This is a genomic window from Labrys okinawensis (assembly GCF_002982075.1).
Classification (GTDB): Bacteria; Pseudomonadota; Alphaproteobacteria; order Rhizobiales; family Labraceae; genus Labrys; species Labrys okinawensis_A.
Map to the genome: position 1 here is coordinate 179,996 of NZ_PUEJ01000003.1, position 17,621 is coordinate 197,616.

The 17,621-nt window shown below is 62.7% G+C and carries 17 protein-coding genes; 12 read left to right on the forward strand and 5 right to left on the reverse strand.

Features of this window, described 5'->3' with window-relative positions:
- Positions 1 to 4 precede the first annotated feature (4 nt).
- Together C5L14_RS07890 and C5L14_RS07895 are read right to left on the reverse strand one after the other, a co-directional pair.
- Complete coding sequence (locus C5L14_RS07890) at positions 5 to 361, reverse strand: hypothetical protein (protein WP_105861495.1); 357 nt, start codon at positions 359 to 361, stop codon at positions 5 to 7.
- A gap of 26 nt (positions 362 to 387) precedes the next feature.
- On the reverse strand, positions 388 to 2,064 hold the full coding sequence (locus C5L14_RS07895; protein WP_105861496.1) for an electron transfer flavoprotein-ubiquinone oxidoreductase: 1,677 nt from the start codon (positions 2,062 to 2,064) through the stop codon (positions 388 to 390).
- Between the two features lie 428 nt (positions 2,065 to 2,492).
- On the opposite strand from C5L14_RS07895, the gene C5L14_RS07900 reads away from it, so the two are divergent.
- The 12 genes from C5L14_RS07900 (at position 2,493) to C5L14_RS07955 (ending at position 14,236) form a co-directional block, all read left to right on the forward strand.
- Positions 2,493 to 3,509, forward strand: coding sequence for an SPFH domain-containing protein (locus tag C5L14_RS07900; protein WP_105861497.1), 1,017 nt, complete (start codon positions 2,493 to 2,495; stop codon positions 3,507 to 3,509).
- 213 nt (positions 3,510 to 3,722) lie between these two features.
- Positions 3,723 to 4,403 carry a DUF4178 domain-containing protein gene (locus C5L14_RS07905; RefSeq protein WP_105861498.1) on the forward strand — a complete coding sequence of 227 codons (681 nt, stop codon included), beginning with the start codon at positions 3,723 to 3,725 and terminating at the stop codon, positions 4,401 to 4,403.
- Entirely contained in the window at positions 4,403 to 5,968 is a 1,566-nt protein-coding gene (locus C5L14_RS07910) for a DUF4178 domain-containing protein (protein WP_181161077.1), read from the forward strand. The genes C5L14_RS07905 and C5L14_RS07910 overlap by 1 nt, the downstream gene beginning before the upstream one ends.
- Positions 5,965 to 6,165: a hypothetical protein gene (locus C5L14_RS07915; RefSeq protein ID WP_146126864.1), complete on the forward strand. Its 201-nt coding sequence runs from the start codon at positions 5,965 to 5,967 to the stop codon at positions 6,163 to 6,165. The genes C5L14_RS07910 and C5L14_RS07915 overlap by 4 nt, the downstream gene beginning before the upstream one ends.
- Before the next feature lie 9 nt (positions 6,166 to 6,174).
- The gene (locus C5L14_RS07920; protein WP_105861501.1) at positions 6,175 to 6,402 is read left to right on the forward strand and encodes a DUF350 domain-containing protein; all 228 of its coding nucleotides are present in this window, start codon (positions 6,175 to 6,177) and stop codon (positions 6,400 to 6,402) included.
- A gap of 164 nt (positions 6,403 to 6,566) precedes the next feature.
- Positions 6,567 to 8,075, forward strand: coding sequence for a polyamine aminopropyltransferase (locus C5L14_RS07925; RefSeq protein ID WP_105861502.1), 1,509 nt, complete (start codon positions 6,567 to 6,569; stop codon positions 8,073 to 8,075).
- 123 nt (positions 8,076 to 8,198) lie between these two features.
- On the forward strand, positions 8,199 to 9,869 hold the full coding sequence (locus C5L14_RS07930) for an FAD-dependent oxidoreductase (RefSeq protein WP_105861956.1): 1,671 nt from the start codon (positions 8,199 to 8,201) through the stop codon (positions 9,867 to 9,869).
- Complete coding sequence (locus tag C5L14_RS07935) at positions 9,869 to 11,026, forward strand: hypothetical protein (protein WP_181161078.1); 1,158 nt, start codon at positions 9,869 to 9,871, stop codon at positions 11,024 to 11,026. The genes C5L14_RS07930 and C5L14_RS07935 overlap by 1 nt, the downstream gene beginning before the upstream one ends.
- On the forward strand, positions 11,026 to 11,415 hold the full coding sequence (speD, locus tag C5L14_RS07940) for an adenosylmethionine decarboxylase (RefSeq protein ID WP_105861503.1): 390 nt from the start codon (positions 11,026 to 11,028) through the stop codon (positions 11,413 to 11,415). Before C5L14_RS07935 ends, speD begins: the two co-directional genes overlap by 1 nt.
- 18 nt (positions 11,416 to 11,433) lie before the next feature.
- Positions 11,434 to 11,865: a GntR family transcriptional regulator gene (locus C5L14_RS07945; protein ID WP_210203214.1), complete on the forward strand. Its 432-nt coding sequence runs from the start codon at positions 11,434 to 11,436 to the stop codon at positions 11,863 to 11,865.
- A complete protein-coding gene (locus C5L14_RS07950; protein WP_105861505.1) occupies positions 11,862 to 12,755 on the forward strand; it encodes an ABC transporter ATP-binding protein in 894 nt (297 codons plus the stop codon). The genes C5L14_RS07945 and C5L14_RS07950 overlap by 4 nt, the downstream gene beginning before the upstream one ends.
- Positions 12,752 to 14,236 (forward strand): hypothetical protein, encoded by a 1,485-nt coding sequence (locus C5L14_RS07955; RefSeq protein WP_105861506.1) that lies wholly within the window; start codon positions 12,752 to 12,754, stop codon positions 14,234 to 14,236. Before C5L14_RS07950 ends, C5L14_RS07955 begins: the two co-directional genes overlap by 4 nt.
- A 22-nt stretch (positions 14,237 to 14,258) precedes the next feature.
- Here the strand turns inward: C5L14_RS07955 and C5L14_RS07960 are convergent, their stop codons facing one another.
- The 3 genes from C5L14_RS07960 to gcvPA are packed head-to-tail and all read right to left on the reverse strand — an operon-like array spanning position 14,259 to position 17,621.
- Positions 14,259 to 14,657, reverse strand: coding sequence for a hypothetical protein (locus C5L14_RS07960; protein WP_105861507.1), 399 nt, complete (start codon positions 14,655 to 14,657; stop codon positions 14,259 to 14,261).
- Between the two features lie 58 nt (positions 14,658 to 14,715).
- On the reverse strand, positions 14,716 to 16,281 hold the full coding sequence (gene gcvPB, locus C5L14_RS07965; RefSeq protein WP_181161079.1) for an aminomethyl-transferring glycine dehydrogenase subunit GcvPB: 1,566 nt from the start codon (positions 16,279 to 16,281) through the stop codon (positions 14,716 to 14,718).
- Entirely contained in the window at positions 16,281 to 17,621 is a 1,341-nt protein-coding gene (gene gcvPA, locus C5L14_RS07970; protein WP_105861508.1) for an aminomethyl-transferring glycine dehydrogenase subunit GcvPA, read from the reverse strand. Before gcvPA ends, gcvPB begins: the two co-directional genes overlap by 1 nt.

The window sequence follows — 17,621 nt, forward strand, 5'->3', positions numbered from 1 at the left end:
GCGCCTATACGGCCCGCTTTTTCGACTGCCGGAAGGTGGCGGCAGCCGCACCTAGGGCACCAATGCCGGCGCCGATCAGGGCGCAATTGAGCAGGATGCCGACGAGACCGGTGCGATTGGCGGCCGCAATCGACTGCGCCGCCTGCTCGGCGCCGGCGCCGCTGGTCCTGGCATCCATCATGGCGACCATGCCCGGCTCGCCGCATTTGGGCAGGAGCGTTGATTTGGTTTCCTCGCTGCCGCCATAGACCTTCTCGACAGCCTGCTCGCAATGCGACCGGTCGGCCGGGGAAACCCCGGCCATGCCGAACTGCAGATAGAGGCCGATGCCCAGGAGAACGGCCCCGAGGCCGGCGTACATGAACGCTTTCATCCGGCGAGGCGCGTTTACATGTTCGGATAGTTCGGGCCGCCGCCGCCCTCCGGGGTCACCCAGTTGATGTTCTGGGCCGGATCCTTGATGTCGCAGGTCTTGCAGTGCACGCAGTTCTGCGCGTTGATCACGAAGCGCGGATCCTTCTTGGCCGCCTCGTCGCCATAGACCACCTCATAGACGCCCGCCGGGCAATAGAGCCGGGCCGGCTCGCCATAAAGGGGCAGATTCTTTTCGATCGGGACCTTGGGATCCTTCAATGTGAGATGGATCGGCTGGTCTTCCTCGTGGTTGGTCGAAGAGAGGAAAACGGAGGATAGCTTGTCGAAGGACAGCTTGCCGTCCGGCTTGGGATAGTCGATCGGCTTGCTTTCGGCGATCGGCTTCAGCGTGGCGTAATCGGGCTTGCCATGCTTGAGCGTGCCGAACAGGGAGAAGCCGAGCTTCTCGTTGAGATGCATGTCGATGCCGCCGAGCACAACGCCGGCGATGGTGCCGAGCTTGGACCATAGCGGCTTGACGTTGCGCACCTTGTAGAGGTCGCGGCCGATCTCGCTGGAGCGCCAGGCCGCCTCGTAGGAGGCGGGCTCGTCATGCGAACGCCCCTCGGCCAGCGCCTTGGAGAGGTGTTCGGCCGCCAGCATGCCCGAGAGCACGGCGTTGTGGCTGCCCTTGATACGCGGCACGTTGACGAAGCCGGCGGCACAGCCGATCAGGGCGCCGCCCGGGAAGGAGAGCTTGGGTACCGACTGGTAGCCGCCCTCGGTGATGGCGCGCGCGCCATAGGCGATGCGCTTGCCGCCCTCGAAGGTCGGTGCGATCAGCGGATGGTGCTTGAAGCGTTGGAACTCGTCGAAGGGCGAGAGATAGGGATTGGTGTAGTTGAGGTGGATGACGAAGCCCACCACCACCTGGTTGTTTTCGAGGTGATAGAGGAAGGAGCCGCCCCCCGTCTTCGAATCCAGCGGCCAGCCGAAGGAATGCTGCACCCGGCCAGGCACATGCCGGGCCGGATCGATCTGCCAGAGTTCCTTGATGCCGATGCCGTATTTCTGGGGCTCGCGGCCGTCGGCGAGATTGTATTTGGCGATCAGCGTCTTGGTCAGGCTGCCGCGGGCGCCCTCGGCGAACAGGGTGTATTTGCCGTGCAGTTCCATGCCGCGGGTGAAGCCGGATTTGGGCTGGCCGTCGCGGCCGATGCCCATGTCGCCGGTGGCGATGCCCATCACCGCGCCCTTATCGTCATAGAGCACTTCGGCGGCGGCAAAGCCGGGATAGATCTCGACGCCGAGCGCTTCGGCCTGGACCGCCAGCCAGCGGCAGACATTGCCGAGCGAGCCGACGAAATTGCCGTGGTTCGACATCAGCTTGGGCATGCCGAAATTGGGCAGGCGCAAGGCGCCGGACGGGCCGAGATAGAAGAACTGGTCCTCGGTGACCTCCGTCACCAGCGGGCGGTCATCGGCCTCGCGCCATTCGGGCAGCAGCTTGTCGAGGCCCACCGGATCGATGACCGCTCCCGAGAGGATATGGGCGCCGACCTCCGAGCCCTTCTCCACCACCACCACGCTGGTTTCGGGATTGAGCTGCTTGAGATGGATCGCTGCCGCCAGACCGGCAGGTCCGGCGCCGACCACGACGACATCATATTCCATCGCCTCGCGGGGGCCGAGATCGGCACTGTCGGTCATCGAGAAGTCTCCACGTTGAGTAATCGTGCTTTTTTCACGTTTTTGGAATGGGTGCAAACAATGCTGCGACGGTTTCCCGAATTAAGTAACCAATTGGTGCGTTAATGTCACGGTTGGCGGAGCCGCACGTTCCATTCCGATGCAGCGAGGTTCAGGATCACGGTCTCACCTCCTGTCGCCGGCCGGCTGGGGGACACGAAAAGACGATATCGATTCCGGCGATGCCCTTGATCCGTCACGGATTGTCATATTCTCCCACAAAAAAGACAGGAGGCCTGCGGCATCCGTCTGCGGGGAGCTGGTCCTGTGCATTTCTATAGTGATACGGACTACGACTGTCCCTTGGGTTACTCTTTCTCATTGCCACCGATGCTAGGTAGAGTAGGCTATCTATGGCTTGCGGATCCGTCGGTGTGGAGCATACGGGCATGGGCATTCTGGACTTCATCTCCAAGCAATTTATCGATGTCATCCAGTGGACGGCCGAGGAGCCGGGCCTTTTGGCCTACCGTTTCCCGATGTCGGGCATGGAAATCCAGAACGGCGCCCAACTCGTGGTGCGGGAGACGCAGAAGGCGGCCTTCTTCAACGAGGGCAAGATTGCCGACATTTTCGGCCCCGGGACCTATACGCTCACCACCCAGACCCTGCCGGTGCTGACCTATCTGAAGAACTGGGACAAGTTCTTCGAATCGCCCTTCAAGTCGGACGTCTATTTCTTCGACACCAAGGACCAGATCGACCGCAAATGGGGCACAACCCAGCCCCTCACCATCCGCGACAAGGAATATGGCCCGATCCGCATTCGCGCCTTCGGCAATTATTCCTACGCCGTCGGCGATGTCGGCGCGTTCTGGTCGCGCCTGGTCGGCACGGCGGAGCGGTGCACCACCGAGATGATCGAGGGGCAGTTGCGCGGTGCCGTGCTCACCGCCATCGCCTCGACCCTCGGCCAGAGCAATGTCGCCTTCATCGACATGGCCGCCAACCAGGAAGCTTTTTCGCAGAAGCTGGCGGAAGCCATTCGTCCCGCGCTCCGGGACTATGGCATCGACGTCAAGAGCTTCTACGTCCAGAGCCTGTCGCTGCCCGAGGAACTCCAGCGCATTCTCGACAAGGCCAGTTCCATGAACATGTTGGGCGATCTCAATCGCTACGCCCAGTTCCAGACGGCCGAATCCATTCCTCTTGCCGCCGAGAACCCGGGCGGCCTGGCCGGGGCGGGGGCAGGGCTCGGCGCCGGCATGGCGATCGGCCAGGCCATGGCGCAGGGCTTTGCCAATGCGGCGCCGACCCAAGCCCCCTCGGTACCGGCCGCGCCCGCGCAGCCGGCGGAGGATCCGATCCAGCTCCTCGAAAAGCTCGGCGGGCTGTTGGCCAAGGGCATCCTGACACAGCAGGAATTCGACGCCAAGAAGGCCGAATTGCTGTCACGGATCAAATAGACCCGACTTCAAAGCAGTCGTCCTCCCCGGCCGAGTTTCTCGCGAGCGTAGCGAGAGACGGCGAGGGAAGGGATCCAGGGCCCATGGATGTGTTTCATAGCCACTGGATCGCTTTCCTCGGCCCCCGGCCCCGCCTGGGACGACAGAACCCTTGTCTCGGAGCCGTGCCTCGGCGCAGGAGGCCGGCCAATCCCGTGATCCATACGAGGCCCAATGCGTAAATTCGCCTGCCCTTCCTGCGGAGCGGATGTCGTGTTCCGGTCGGCGCAGTCGGTCTATGCCGTCTGTGCCTATTGCCAGTCCATGGTGGTGCGCACCGATGTCGACGTGGCGTCGCTCGGCGTGATGGCGGCTCTGCCCGACGACATGAGCCCTCTTCAGCTCGGCACCGGCGGTATGTTCGACGGCCAGTCCTTCACCATTATCGGTCGCCTGAAGATCGGCTGGAGCGACGGGCTGTGGAACGAATGGCGCATGCTGATGGATGATGGCCGCGAAGGCTGGATCGGCGAGGCGCAGGGGTTCTTCTCGGTGAGCTTCAAGGCGGAGGAGAAGTCCTGGAACAATGTGCGCGAAGCACTGGATCGCTGCCGGCCGCTGCTGAAGGAGAGCGAGGACGGTGCCACCGACGTAAGGCCGGGCTTCTCGGTGACGGTGAAGGGCGTTCAGCTCAAGGCCGTCGATATCAAGCTGGCGACCTGCCTGGGGTCGGAAGGTGAATTGCCCTTCGCGGCCCCCAAAGGCCGGCGCACCGTGTCGATCGATTGTATCGGTACCGATGGCGAATTCGCCACGCTCGAACATGATGGTGTGGAGGCCAATGTCTATTTCGGCCGTTATCTGGAATGGGACGCCTTGCGCTTCTCCAATCTCAGGCCACTGGAGGGCTGGTGATGGATGAGCCCCTTGCGCCGCCGCCATCCCCGTCACCGGCCGCACCTGCGCCACGGCCGCCCGGACGGCCGCGAACCTTTGCCTGTCCCAATTGCGGCGGGTCGGTGACGCTGCGCGCCGTCGGCCAGTCGATCAGCGCCACCTGCAGCCAATGCTCCTCGCTGATCGACGTCGCCGACGAGAATTTGCGCATCATCCAGAAGGCGCAGGCTGCGTTGGAGCCCTCGGAAATTCCGATCGGCGCCCGTGGGCGGCTGCAGGACGTCGAATGGGAGGTCGTCGGCTATATGCGCCGGAGCGACCGGACAGGATATTACGAGTGGATCGAATATCTCCTCTTCAATCCCTATCGGGGCTATCGCTTCCTGGTCCGGGAAGCCGGCCATTGGACCTTGGTGAAGATGCTCACCCGCGATGTCCCGGCGGCCGGCAGCGCCGTCGACATCACGGTCGAGGGGCGGCGCTATGCCTTTTTCAGCAAGGGACAGGCGCTTACCAAATATGTCGCGGGCGAATTCTATTGGCGCGCTTCCACGGCGGACGTCACCGAGACGACGGACTATATCGCCTCGCCCCATCGGCTGATGGTCGAGAGCAACGATGAGGAAATCATCGTCTCCGAAGGCATCTATCTCGAACCCAGCCAGGTGGCCGAGGCCTTCAAGCTGCCGCTGGCGGACGAGCGCTATGGGCCCGGCGTCAACCAGCCCAATCCGCACAAGCGCTGGCTGAGGGTGCCGCTCGCCGCCCTTGGCGTGGCGACGCTGCTGCAGTTCGGCTCGCTCGCCCTCTCGCCCGGACGCCAGGTCGTCTCGCAGACCTTCACCCTGACATCCGCCGACAAGGGCAAGACCTTCGCCTCCGAACCGTTCCGCCTGGAGGGCCGCGGCAATATCGAGTTCGAGACCAGCGCCGAGCTCAAGGATGATTGGCTGGAGCTCGACGTCGCCCTGGTCAATGTCGAGACCAACCGCAGCTATCACGCCTCCCAGGGGCTGGAGAATTACAGCAGCGGGCGGGTCACCGAGCGCACCAGCGAATTGCTGTCACCGGTGCCGGCCGGCACCTACAAATTGCTGATCGACACCAATGCCGGCCTGTTCACCAAGGTGCCGGAGACCGTGCCGATGGTGGCGCGGGAGGATTATCTGCAGACCTGGCTGCGCAACAATGGCCAGGCCGGGAGTGCACCCGCCTCGCAACCCGCCGTTGCTCCCGCGCCCGCCAATCCCCTGCCTTCGGAAACGTTCACGGTCACGGTACGGCACGATGTGCCGATCTGGTCGAACTATCTCGGCGCCGTCGGCCTGCTGGCCCTCGGCGCCGGCTTCGGCTTCTTTCGCGACCGGCGCTTCGAGCGGTCGCGCTGGGAGCAGGGCGGCATCGACGAGGAAGCACCATCGCTGTCCGGCAACCTGGCGGCGGGCGGTTTCGTCGCCGCCGCCGCCGGCACCAGCAACTCCGATTCCGGGACCGATGATTGGTGGTCGTCGAGCGATGACGACGACAGCGACAGTTCCTGGTCGAGCGACGACTTCAGCAGTTTCGGCAGCGAGGACACGTGAGCAGGATTCAGATGATCTTCGCCGGGGCCGTCGTGTTCGGCATGGCGCTCGGCAATTTCGGCGGCTATTCGCTGGCCAATATGTGGCACGGCAAGCAGACCACCAGCCGCGGCCTCAGAAGTAGCGACGGCGGCTCCTCCGGCTGGTTCGGCGGCGGGGGCAGAAGCTCTGGCGGCGGCTATTCATATCATAAATAGGGGTCATTCATGGACGTCTCCGGCCTGATCGAACTGAAATTCGTCGTTGCGTCGCTGGTCTATTCGGGCATCGGCATCCTGGTCTTCGTCGTTGCTTTCGTGCTTCTCGACCTGCTTACCCCGAAGGTGCAGGTGTGGAAGGAACTGTGCGAAAAGCGAAACATGGCCCTGGCTGTCTTCCTGGGCTCGGTGGCTCTCGGCATCGCCATCATCATCGCCTCGGCGATCCATGGCTGACGGCATGTCAGGCGGGACTGTCATGCTTGGCCTTTCAGTCATTGCGAGCGTAGCGAAGCAATCCAGCCGGTCCCATTCCAGGGCCTTGGATTGCTTCGCTGCGCTCGCAATGACGTGAGGTTTGGGTGGTAATCCCGCCACAACAGTAATCCGAAGGCGCGTTCGTGGAAATCCTGCTGCTCTTCTCGGCCTTCGTGATCGCAACCTGCGGGCTGATCTACGAACTGATCGCCGGTACGCTGGCGAGCTATCTGCTTGGCGATTCCGTCACGCAGTTCTCCACCATCATCGGCACCTATCTCTTCGCCATGGGCGTGGGCTCATGGCTTTCGCGCTATCTCGCGCGTGATCTCCTCGGCCATTTCGTCCGCATCGAGCTGCTGGTCGGAGCGGTCGGCGGCAGTTCGGCGGCGGCCCTCTTCGTCCTGTTCGACCACGTCGCCTCCTTCCGGCTCTGGCTTTACTCGCTGGTCGGCGTGATCGGCATTCTGGTCGGCATCGAGATTCCGCTGCTGCTGCGCATCCTGGAAGGGCGGCTCGCCTTCAAGGATCTGGTCTCCAAGGTCTTCACCTTCGACTATATCGGCGCGCTCTTCGCCTCCCTGCTGTTTCCGCTGGTGCTGGTGCCCTATCTCGGCCTGATCCGCTCGGCCTTCCTGTTCGGTATCCTCAATACGCTGGTGGCTATCTGGGTACTCTATGCCATCGAGGCGCCCATCCTCCGGCGCGGCGCGCACAAGGCCGCGGCCTTCGCGGTCCTGGCCCTGCTCGGCGCTGGCTTCATCTGGTCCGAGCGCATCCAGTCGATGGCAGAGGCGAGCGCCTATCCGGGCACGGTAATTTACGCAGAGTCGACACCCTATCAGCGCATCGTGGTCACGCGCCAGCAGCGCGATGTCCGCCTCTTCCTCAATTCGAACCTGCAATTCTCCTCGCTCGACGAATATCGCTACCACGAGGCGCTGGTGCATCCCGTGATGAGCGCCCTGAAAGCGCCGCGCAGGGTGCTGATCATCGGCGGCGGCGACGGGCTGGCGCTGCGGGAGGTGCTGAAATATCCGGCGGTCGAGGCGGTCACCATGGTGGATCTCGATCCGGCCGTGACGCGCCTGTTCTCGCACAACGAGATGATGACCGGTCTCAATGGCGGCTCGCTGGCTTCGCCCAAGCTGACGCTGATCAATGCCGATGCCTTCCTCTGGCTGCGGGAGCAGAAGCCGGCCGATGCGCATTTCGATGCGGTGATCATCGACCTGCCCGACCCCTCCAATTTCTCGATCGGCAAGCTCTATTCGCTCACCTTCTACCGCCTCCTGAAATCGGCGGTGAACCAGGACGGGCTGGTGGTGATCCAGAGCACCTCGCCTTTGGTCGCGCGCAAGTCCTTCTGGTGCGTCAACAACACGCTGGCGGCGGCGGGCTTTCAGACCGCGGCCTACCACCTCTTCGTGCCGTCCTTCGGGGAGTGGGGCTTCATCATCGGCTCCTTCTCGCCCTATCGCCCGCCGGACCGCCTGCCCGGGGGGCTGCGTTTCCTCGATGTGACCACCATGAAGGCGATGTTCCAGTTCCCGCCCGACATGGCCCATGTCGCCACTGCCATCCAGCGCCTCGACGATCAGCCGTTGGTGCGCTATTTCGACGAGGAGTGGGGCAATTACCTCATTTATTAGACATTCGGCTTCGATTTTGCCGGCCGTCATTGCGAGCGTAGCGAAGCAATCCAGCTTTGACCCGCCCGAGGGATTGGATTGCTTCGCTGCACTCGCAATGACGTTTTCAGGGCGACCTTCGCCATGACCCGGATCAGCCGCAAGCAGTTCCTCGCCCTGGGGGCCGCCTCGCTCGGCCTGGCCGGCGCCGGGCTGGTCGGCGGAGAATTGCTGGCGGGCAAGGCGCTGCCCGGCGGCGGCGGAGGCGGTTCCCTGCCGGGGGACCTGGTGGGCGCGTCGTCCCGTATCGGCCACAGGCTGCGGAACGGGTCCTTCCCGGTTGCCGGCGAGATCCGCAAGACCGGCGTCGTCATCGTGGGCGGAGGGATTGCGGGCCTCGGCGCCGGCTACCGCCTCGCCAAGGCCGGCTACGACGATTTCCTGCTGCTCGATCTCGAGGCCTCTCCCGGCGGCAATGCCGCCAGCGGCCGCAACGAGGTCTGCGCCTTCCCGTGGGGCGCCCATTACGTGCCGCTACTCACGGAGGAGGCCAGGGCGGTCAGGGCGCTGTTCCAGGATTTCGGCATCATCACCGGCTACGACGCCAAGGGCACGGCCATCTATGACGACTATGCTCTCTGTGCGGATCCCTCGGAGCGGCTCTATCGCTATGGACGCTGGCAGGAGGGCCTGATGCCCGCCATCGGCCTCGAGGCGGACGAGGAGGCCGATGGCAAGCGTTTCTTTGCGGCGATGAAGACGTTTCGTCAGCGTATCGGCCGTGACGGCCGGCGCGCCTTCGCCATTCCGCTCGACCTGAGCTCGCAGGACGCCGATTTGATGGCGCTCGACGGCATCACCATGACGGCCTGGATGGAGAAGGAGGGCTATCGCTCGCCGTCGCTGGCCTGGTATGTCGACTATTGCTGCCGCGACGATTATGGCGCGCGCGCCCAGGATGTTTCGGCGTGGGCCGGCATCCATTATTTCGCTGCCCGCAACGGCCGGGGCGCCGACGCGGACGATCAGGGCCTGGTCACCTGGCCGGAGGGCAATGGCTATCTGGCGCGCCGTCTTGCCGAAGCGCTCGGCTCGCGCATCCGCACGCAATCGCTTGCTTATGCCGTCGAAGAGAAGGGCAATGGCGTGGCCGGTAACGCTGGCGTTACCGTCGACGTCTGGGATGCGGCCGCCGACAAGGCTTTCCGCATCGAGGCCAGAGCCGCCATCCTGGCGACGCCGCATTTCGTCTCGGCGCGGCTCATGCGCGATCCCGGCCGCGCTGCCGGTTTCTCCTATGCGCCATGGGCCGTTGCCAATATCACGCTCGGCCGCCTGCCCGGTGGTGTGGGCGCCAGTCTCGCCTGGGACAATGTCGTCTTCGACAGCCCCTTGCTCGGTTATGTCGTGGCAACGCACCAGATCCCCCAGATGCGCCCGACCAAGACGGTGCTGACCTACTACTGGCCGCTCAGCCATCTGCCGCCGGCGGAAGCACGCCGCGAGGCATTGGCCCGCCCCCTGAACGAGTGGCAGGCGATCTTCCTCAAGGAACTTCTCGCCGTGCATCCCGAACTCGAGGGCCATGTCGAGAGGGCCGACGTCTGGATCTGGGGCCATGCCATGGTCAGACCGGTGCCCGGCTTCATCTGGGGCCCGCAGCGGCGTGCCGGGCTGAACCAGAAGCCGCCGCTCTTTACCGCTCATTCCGATATGAGCGGCATCTCCATCTTCGAGGAGGCCTATACGCATGGGGTGCGTGCGGCCGAGAACGCCATGGCCTATACTGGCCATCGTTACGTGACGGTGCTGTGATGGCGCAAACCCTCCTGAAAGTGCAGCCCTGGATCTTTTCGGCCCGTTTCGACCTCAGCTTCATCCTGGCGCCCGCGGTGCTGGTGACGCTGGCTGCCCTGGCCTGGCCCTTGTTCGGCAATGCCGCCATCGGCGAGGCCTCGCCCTGGCTCTGGCTGGTGCTGGTGGTGGGCGTCGATGTCGCCCATGTCTATTCCACCCTGTTCCGTACCTATCTCGACCGGGCCGAGCTGACGGCGCGGCCCTTGCTCTACGGGCTGACGCCGGTGTTGGCCTGGCTTGGGGGCTGCCTGCTCTACTGGTGCGGCAGCCTGGTGTTCTGGCGCGTGCTCGCCTATGCGGCCGTGTTTCATTTCGTGCGGCAGCAATATGGGTTCATGATGATCTATGCGCGCCGTGAACGGGGCTTGCCGGTCTTGTTTCGCCGCATCGACAAGGCGGCAATCTATGGCGCCACCCTCTATCCGCTGGTCTACTGGCATTGCCACAGGCGGCAATTCTCGTGGTTCGTGGACGGTGATTTCATCCGCCTCGACCTGCCGTTGCTCGCAACCGTCGCCGGCATCGTCTATGGCGCCATTCTCGTTGCTTATGCCGCCAAGGAAATGATCTTGATCAGGCGAGGCGCCGGCTTCAACCTGCCACGCAATCTCCTGCTCGTCGGGACGGCAACGTCCTGGTTCATCGGCATCGTGCTGTTCGACAACGATCTCGTCTTCACCGGGACCAATATCATCGCCCACGGCATTCCCTACATCGCCTTGATCTGGGGCTATGGCCGCAACCAGGCGCGGTTGCAGGGCGCACGCAGTTCCTTCCTGGCGCCGTGGATCGCCCGCCTCTTCACCTGGCGGGCGGTGCCCGTTTATATGGCCATCCTCGTCGGCCTCGCCTTCCTGGAGGAGGGGCTATGGGACGGCTTCGTCTGGCGTGAACATGGCGGCCTGTTCGGCCTCTTCGAGGCGCTGCCGTCGTTGGAGGGGTCCGATACCCTGATCTGGCTGGCGCCATTGCTCGCCATGCCCCAGGCTACCCATTACATCCTCGATGCCTTCATCTGGCGCATGCAGACCAAGGACACCAATTGGAAACAGGTGCTGTTCGCGCAGGAGCGCGCCGTGCAGCAGCACGCCGCGCAACAGCCGGGGCGGCCGTGATGGACGACGCCAAGCGCGATCCGGGTCCAACCACCCCCACCGTCGCAGTCCCGGCTTTCGCGCCCGGCCTGCATCTTCTGGCGGATTTCTGGGATTGTCGCGGCTTGCGCGATGCCGAGGGAATCGAACGCGCCTTGCGCAAGGCGGCGGACGCCTGCGGCGCCACGGTGCTTGCCGTCACGCTGCATGGCTTCGGCGACACCGGCGGCATCACCGGCGTCGCCCTGCTCGCCGAATCCCACATCAGCATCCACACCTGGCCCGAGACCGGCTATGCCGCCCTCGACATCTTCATGTGCGGGCGCTGCGATCCCCGCCGGGCCGTGCCTGTGCTGGAAACCCATTTCGCGCCGGGGCGGGTGACGGTGAGCGAGCATCGGAGGGGATGAGGCGTCGCGATTTCCATCTTGGCGATTGCAAGCCGCGAGTGTATTGCTATATTGATACACATGGACGCTTCGGAATTCGCCATCTTGCCCGGTGCGGCTGAACCGATCTATCGGCAGATCGCCGGCCAATTGCGCCGCATGATCGTGAGCGGCCAGTTGGAAAAGGGCGTGTCTTTGCCCTCCGTACGAGAGGTCGCCGGCTTCCATGCGATCAATCCGATGACGGTGTCGCGGGCCTATTCCCTGCTGGAAACCGAAGGGCACCTCGAGCGCCTGCAGGGGCGAGGCATGATCGTCGCGACATCGTCCCGGCGCGCTGCCTCACTCGACCAGCGCCTCGCACTGATTGAACCTCATCTCCTGGAAATGGCGCGTCAGGCGCGTGAATTGGAACTGCCCGGCGACGTCATCTTGCGGCGACTGGCGGCCTTGCTGGAGGGGAAGGAATGACGAATTTTGCGTCGACTCAATCGATTCCGGCAGCAACGCCGATACGCGCGGCTGGGCTCAGCAAGGTCTACGGTACGCATCAGGCCCTCACCAATGTCAGCGTGCGCATAGAGCCCGGCGAGATCGTCGGGCTCGTCGGTCGAAACGGCGCCGGCAAATCGACGCTGATCCGGGCATTGCTGGGCTTGATCGAAGTCGAGGCCGGCACGGCCTGGGTCTTTGACGAAGCGGCCCTGACGATGAGCGACGGCGTCAAGGAGCGTCTAGCCTATGTGTCGCAGACCCCGACCGCTCTCGAATGGATGTCGGTGAAGCAGATGATGCACTTCATCGCCCGGCTCTATCCGAGTTTGGATCGAGAGTATGTGAATGAGGCGCTCAAGCGTGCCCGGATCCCGATCGACCGCAAACTCTCCGCGCTTTCGCCGGGAGAGCGCCAACAGGTCGAACTGGTGCGCGCACTGGCCATTCGTCCCGAGCTCCTGGTCCTGGACGAGCCCGCCGCTGCGCTCGATCCTGCGGTCCGCCGGGAGCTCTTACGCGACATCGTGATCCGGGCCGGCGAAGGCGGAACCACAGTGTTGTTCTCGACGCATATCGTGTCCGATCTTGAACGCGTGGCCTCGCGTATCCTATTTCTGCATCAGGGGCATCTCATCCTGGATGCTCCAGTGGACGATCTCAAGGAATGCGTGGCGCATGTGATTGTGCCGCCCCATGCGTTGCCGGAAGGCGCCATCGTGGGAGAGCTTCACCGTCGAATTCTGGCTGATGGCGCCCTCTCGCTGGTGCTTCGGCGCTCGCCCGCCGAAGACTGGCCCGATTTCGCTCGTCGGGCAGGAATCAGGACGCTCGGCATCGAGGATCTCTTCGTGGAGATTGCGCAATGAAACGGGAGCAGATCTGGCTGAAATTGACGCTGGGTTGCGACCCCACAGCCGCACTTGCTTATCTGTTCTGGTGTGTGACGCTTTTCATCATATCGCCTTTGCTGCGCCTCGAAGGTCACGTTTACACGCGCGTGTTACCCATCTATCTCATCTGTTCTGCAGCGTGTTGGTACTATGCCTTGGAAGTGGCCCGCCGCCGCTTACAGGTGGCAAAGAGCCTGCTCGTTCCTCACCTTGACCGCTACGCCATCGAGGGACTTCTTCTTTCCGCGGCCGCCCAGATCGCTCTGCCGTCCTTGATCATCGGATTGTGCCGACTCTCTTTGACCGAAGGACTGGTTTCTTGCGTCATTCAGGCTTGCTTTGTCACGGGCGGCTTGGTCGCCTTGCGAATAGGCTCCGACAAGAAGAGGCAGCTAAGGGTGACAGCAGGTGTTGTCGTCGGCTTTGCTGCAGCCCTGTTTGGGCTCGAAGAAGTAGGGCGACAGGCAGGGGTTCCCGATTTCTTCGAATGGGCTGTACTGATACTGACATTGTGCCTGATCGCTGTCGTCGCCTGGCTCTATTGGCCCATAGCGACGTTGACAAGGATAGTTCCCACACAGGCGATTGAACGCAATGTTGAGACTTTTATCAGGGCCATTGGCAAGGCGCTGCTGGCGCAAATCCAGCCTGCCGAACGCAAGCAGGCGGTGCCGGGTGGTTCAGCTTTTGTCTTTGAGCCCGGAACTCCGGAAGAAAAGCTGATATCGTCCGCGGAAGCACTGCGCTGTCTCTTGTGGAGAGATCTCAACATTGGCTTTGGATGGCGACAGGCAGTGGCCGGACTCCGCCGCCGCTTCGTCAGTGTTGGCATAGTCGCAGGCATAATGATCGGTCTCGACTATTTTCTTGCTGAAAAGATAAATCCATCTCTGAATTTTATGTGGTTCTTTTTTGCTGTATTTAACTCGTCGACCCGAGAACAAGATGAAATGGTTTCGAAATTCAACCAGGATAAGTCAGCCGATCGCGAATTTGCTGCGTTGATGCCAGTGAGTGGGGAGCAGCAAGCTTTAAAGGTTAGATTTCTCGGGGTCGTTATCTCGCCCGCAGTTCGGGACTTTATCTTGGATGCGGTAAGTATAAATATCGGCATATTAATTATATCTATATATTATAGAAATTACAATTTTTTTGATTATTTCTCGTGGGGGCTTGTTGCAAATATTTTACTTTTGACCGTGAGTGTAATTAGGGCGCGTTTTATTTTAAATGATATATTTAGAAAAGGCATAGATTTGAACTTAAAGGAAGAGTATAATATGTTGTTATTGCTTCCTGTTGCATTGATGGTTGCGATTGTTTTGGCGTTTACTGGTTCGTTCGCAATCGTTATGACAGGGCTTTGTATGATAGCAATTCTATGGGCTGTTATGCTGGTAAGAGAGGATTTGCATGTTTATTTCATGTATCCGCATCCGTTCCTGCCAAAACGATAGCTTCATCCTCGCTTAATTGCTGTTACTCCTTCACGCCCATATCGGCATCAGTAAGGTAGACCGTCTCGATCTGCCCTGATGGATCCACGCAATACCAGCTATAGGGATTCAGTTCCTCGTCGGTGATGATAGAGCGGCAGTTGGCTGTCTTCGAAAAATAGATTGCGAAGCGCCGCTCTTCTTCGAGCGAGTCCGGGCCGGGCTGCCAGACGTCGAGCAGGAGAGGATAGGTCTTGCTCAAGGGCGCGATGACGACACGGACATCGAGCGGCCTGTCGCCACCGGCGCCCCAGCTTTCATACATCTCCTCCTTGGAGGCGAAATAGGCGATCGCCCGCTCCGACCCGAAATAATGCCGGATGGCACTTTTGATCGTCTCGATGTCGAGATGGCGGTCGATGAAGAGCTGGAAGAAGCCCATGCCTGGCCCGGTGCTGTGAAAATCCCGCAGGGCCCGCGCCGGCGGGAATGATCGTTTCCTATTCCGCCGCGTCCTTGATCGGCTCCGGCTGCGTCCAGCGCAGCACGGGTTGGCGGGCGGCACGGGTCTCGTCCAGGCGCCGGCGCGGGGCATGGTAGGGCGCGCCGGAGAAGCGCTCGGTCTCGCCGCGCCTGGCGGCCAAGGCGAGGTCGCGCAGCGTGGCGATGAAGAGGTCGAGCGAGGCCTTGGATTCGCTCTCCGTCGGTTCGATCAGCATGGCGCCGTGCACCACGAGGGGGAAATACACCGTCATCGGATGATAGCCCTCGTCGATCATCGCCTTGGCGAAATCGAGCGTGCTCACGCCGGTATCCCTAAGCCAGGTGTCGTCGAACAGGGCCTCGTGCATGCAGGGCTGGTCGCCGAAGGGGGCCGACATCAAGTCGGCCAGGCTGGCGCGGATATAGTTGGCGGAGAGCACCGCGTCTTCGGAGGCCTGCCGCATGCCGTCGGCGCCATGCGAGAGCATGTAGGTCAGCGCCCGCGTGAACATGCCCATCTGGCCGTGGAAGGCGGTGAGGCGGCCGAAAGGCGTCTCGCCGTTCATCACCTCTTCGGCCCGTTCGACCAGCACGCGGGCATTGACGACATAGGGGAAGGGCGCGAAGGGGGCGAGCTTGTCGGAGAGCACCACCGGCCCCGCGCCCGGCCCGCCGCCGCCATGGGGCGTCGAGAAGGTCTTGTGCAGGTTGATGTGCATGGCATCGATGCCGAGGTCGCCGGGGCGGACCTTGCCGACGATGGCGTTGAAATTGGCGCCGTCACAGTAGAAATAGGCGCCCGCCTCGTGCACCACATCGGCGATGGCGCTGACGTCACGCTCGAACAAGCCGCAGGTGTTGGGGTTGGTCAGCATGATCGCGGCGACATGCGGACCCAGGGCCTGCTTGATCTCGGCGGGATCGACGGTGCCATCCTCGCGCACGGGGATCGATTCGACCGTGAAGCCGATCAGGGCGGCGGTGGCCGGATTGGTACCATGGGCCGAGTCCGGCACCAGCACGACCTTGCGCGTCTCGCCTTCACCCCTGGCTGCGATGGCGGCCTTGATCGCCATCATGCCGCAAAGCTCGCCATGCGCGCCGGCCTTCGGGCTCATCGCCACCGCCGGCATGCCGGTAAGGGTCTTGAGGTAATGGGCGAGATGATCGATCACTGCCAGCGCGCCGGGCACGGTCGAAATCGGCTGCAGCGGATGGATGTCGGCAAAGCCCGGCAGCCGCGCCACCTTCTCGTTGAGGCGTGGATTGTGCTTCATGGTGCAGGAGCCGAGCGGGAAGAGCCCGGTGTCGATGCCGAAATTCTTCTGGCTCAGGCGCACGAAATGACGCATCGCTTCCGGCTCGGCAAAGCCGGGCAGGCCGATCGGATCCTTGCGCTCGAAGGCCCCGAGCCTCGGCTCGAAATCCTCCACCTCCTCGACGTCGACGCCGGTCACATCCGTGCGGCCGATCTCGAACAGCAAAGCTTCCTCGATGACGAGGGCGCGATTGCCCGTGAAGGTGGGGTGGACAGCCTCGGCGCCTTCGCCGGGGGAGGAGGGACGTCCCTGACGGTTCAACATCAGACCAGCTCCTTCAGGGCGCTGACGAGGGCGGTGCGGTCCTCGTCGGTGTTCACTTCGGTAGAAGCGATGATCAGGAGATCCTTCAGCTCGGCGTTGGGCGACAGGCGCGAATAGGGCACGCCCCCCAGAATGCCTCGCGCTGCCAGCTTCTCCAGCAGAGAGGCGGCACTGCCAGGTACCCGGATGGTGAATTCGTTGAAGAAGTTCTTCTGGATGAGCTCGATGCCCTTCACCTTGGCCAGCATCTCGGCCAGCTTCACCGCATTGGCGTGGTTGACGAGGGCGAGCTTGCGCAGGCCCTTCTCGCCCAGCAGCGCCATGTGGATGGTGAAGGCGAGCACGCACAGGCCGGAATTGGTGCAGATGTTCGAGGTCGCCTTGTCGCGGCGGATATGCTGCTCGCGGGTGGAGAGCGTCAGCACGAAACCGCGCCGGCCCTCGGCATCCACGGTCTGCCCACAGAGGCGGCCGGGCATCTGGCGCACATATTTCTGCCGCGTGGCGAACAGGCCGACATAGGGCCCGCCATAGTTGAGGGCATTGCCGATGGACTGGCCCTCGCCGACCACGATGTCGGCGCCCATTTCGCCTGGCGATTTAATGAGGCCGAGCGAAACGGCCTCGGTGAACACGGCGACCAGCAAGGCGCCGGCCTTGTGGCAGGCCTGCGCGATCGGAGTGAGATCGCGCAGATTGCCGAAGACATCAGGGTTCTGCACCACCACGCAGGAGGTCTCGCCGTCGATCTTAGCAATCAGGTCCTCGCTGCCGTCCACATCGGCGGGCATGGCCACCTCGGTATGGCCGGCCATCTTCGAGATGGTGTGCACCACGTCGGTATAATGCGGATGCAGGCCGCCGGAGAGGATCGCCTTGGAGCGGCGGGTGACTCGATGGGCCATCAGCACGGCTTCGGCCGTGCCGGTCGAGCCGTCATACATCGAGGCATTGGCGACTTCCATGCCGGTCAGCAGCGCGACCTGGGTCTGGAACTCGTAGAGATATTGCAGCGTGCCCTGCGCGATCTCGGGCTGATAGGGCGTATAGGAGGTGAGGAACTCCGAGCGCTGGATCAGATGGTCGACGGTCGCCGGCACATGATGCTTGTAGGCGCCGGCGCCGACGAAGAAGGGCACCGAGGACGCGGTGACATTGCGCGAGGCGAAGGCTGTCATGATCTTCTCGACCGCCATTTCGCTCTTGGCGTTCGGCAGGACCGGCGGCGCCTTCAGGAGCTTGTCGGCGGGGACGCTGGCGAAGAGATCGTCGATGCCGTTGACGCCGATCTTCGCCAGCATGGCGTTGCGATCCTCGGCGGTCAGGGGTAGATAGCGCAT

Coding starts and splice junctions, on each gene's coding strand:
- C5L14_RS07890 (WP_105861495.1), bottom strand. CDS start 361: ATGTACGCCGGCCTCGGGGCCGTTCTCCTGGGCATCGGCCTCTATCTG.
- C5L14_RS07895 (WP_105861496.1), bottom strand. CDS start 2,064: ATGACCGACAGTGCCGATCTCGGCCCCCGCGAGGCGATGGAATATGAT.
- C5L14_RS07900 (WP_105861497.1), top strand. CDS start 2,493: ATGGGCATTCTGGACTTCATCTCCAAGCAATTTATCGATGTCATCCAG.
- C5L14_RS07905 (WP_105861498.1), top strand. CDS start 3,723: ATGCGTAAATTCGCCTGCCCTTCCTGCGGAGCGGATGTCGTGTTCCGG.
- C5L14_RS07910 (WP_181161077.1), top strand. CDS start 4,403: ATGGATGAGCCCCTTGCGCCGCCGCCATCCCCGTCACCGGCCGCACCT.
- C5L14_RS07920 (WP_105861501.1), top strand. CDS start 6,175: ATGGACGTCTCCGGCCTGATCGAACTGAAATTCGTCGTTGCGTCGCTG.
- C5L14_RS07930 (WP_105861956.1), top strand. CDS start 8,199: ATGACCCGGATCAGCCGCAAGCAGTTCCTCGCCCTGGGGGCCGCCTCG.
- C5L14_RS07935 (WP_181161078.1), top strand. CDS start 9,869: ATGGCGCAAACCCTCCTGAAAGTGCAGCCCTGGATCTTTTCGGCCCGT.
- speD (WP_105861503.1), top strand. CDS start 11,026: ATGGACGACGCCAAGCGCGATCCGGGTCCAACCACCCCCACCGTCGCA.
- C5L14_RS07950 (WP_105861505.1), top strand. CDS start 11,862: ATGACGAATTTTGCGTCGACTCAATCGATTCCGGCAGCAACGCCGATA.
- C5L14_RS07955 (WP_105861506.1), top strand. CDS start 12,752: ATGAAACGGGAGCAGATCTGGCTGAAATTGACGCTGGGTTGCGACCCC.
- C5L14_RS07960 (WP_105861507.1), bottom strand. CDS start 14,657: ATGGGCTTCTTCCAGCTCTTCATCGACCGCCATCTCGACATCGAGACG.
- gcvPB (WP_181161079.1), bottom strand. CDS start 16,281: ATGTTGAACCGTCAGGGACGTCCCTCCTCCCCCGGCGAAGGCGCCGAG.
- gcvPA (WP_105861508.1), bottom strand. CDS start 17,621: ATGCGCTATCTACCCCTGACCGCCGAGGATCGCAACGCCATGCTGGCG.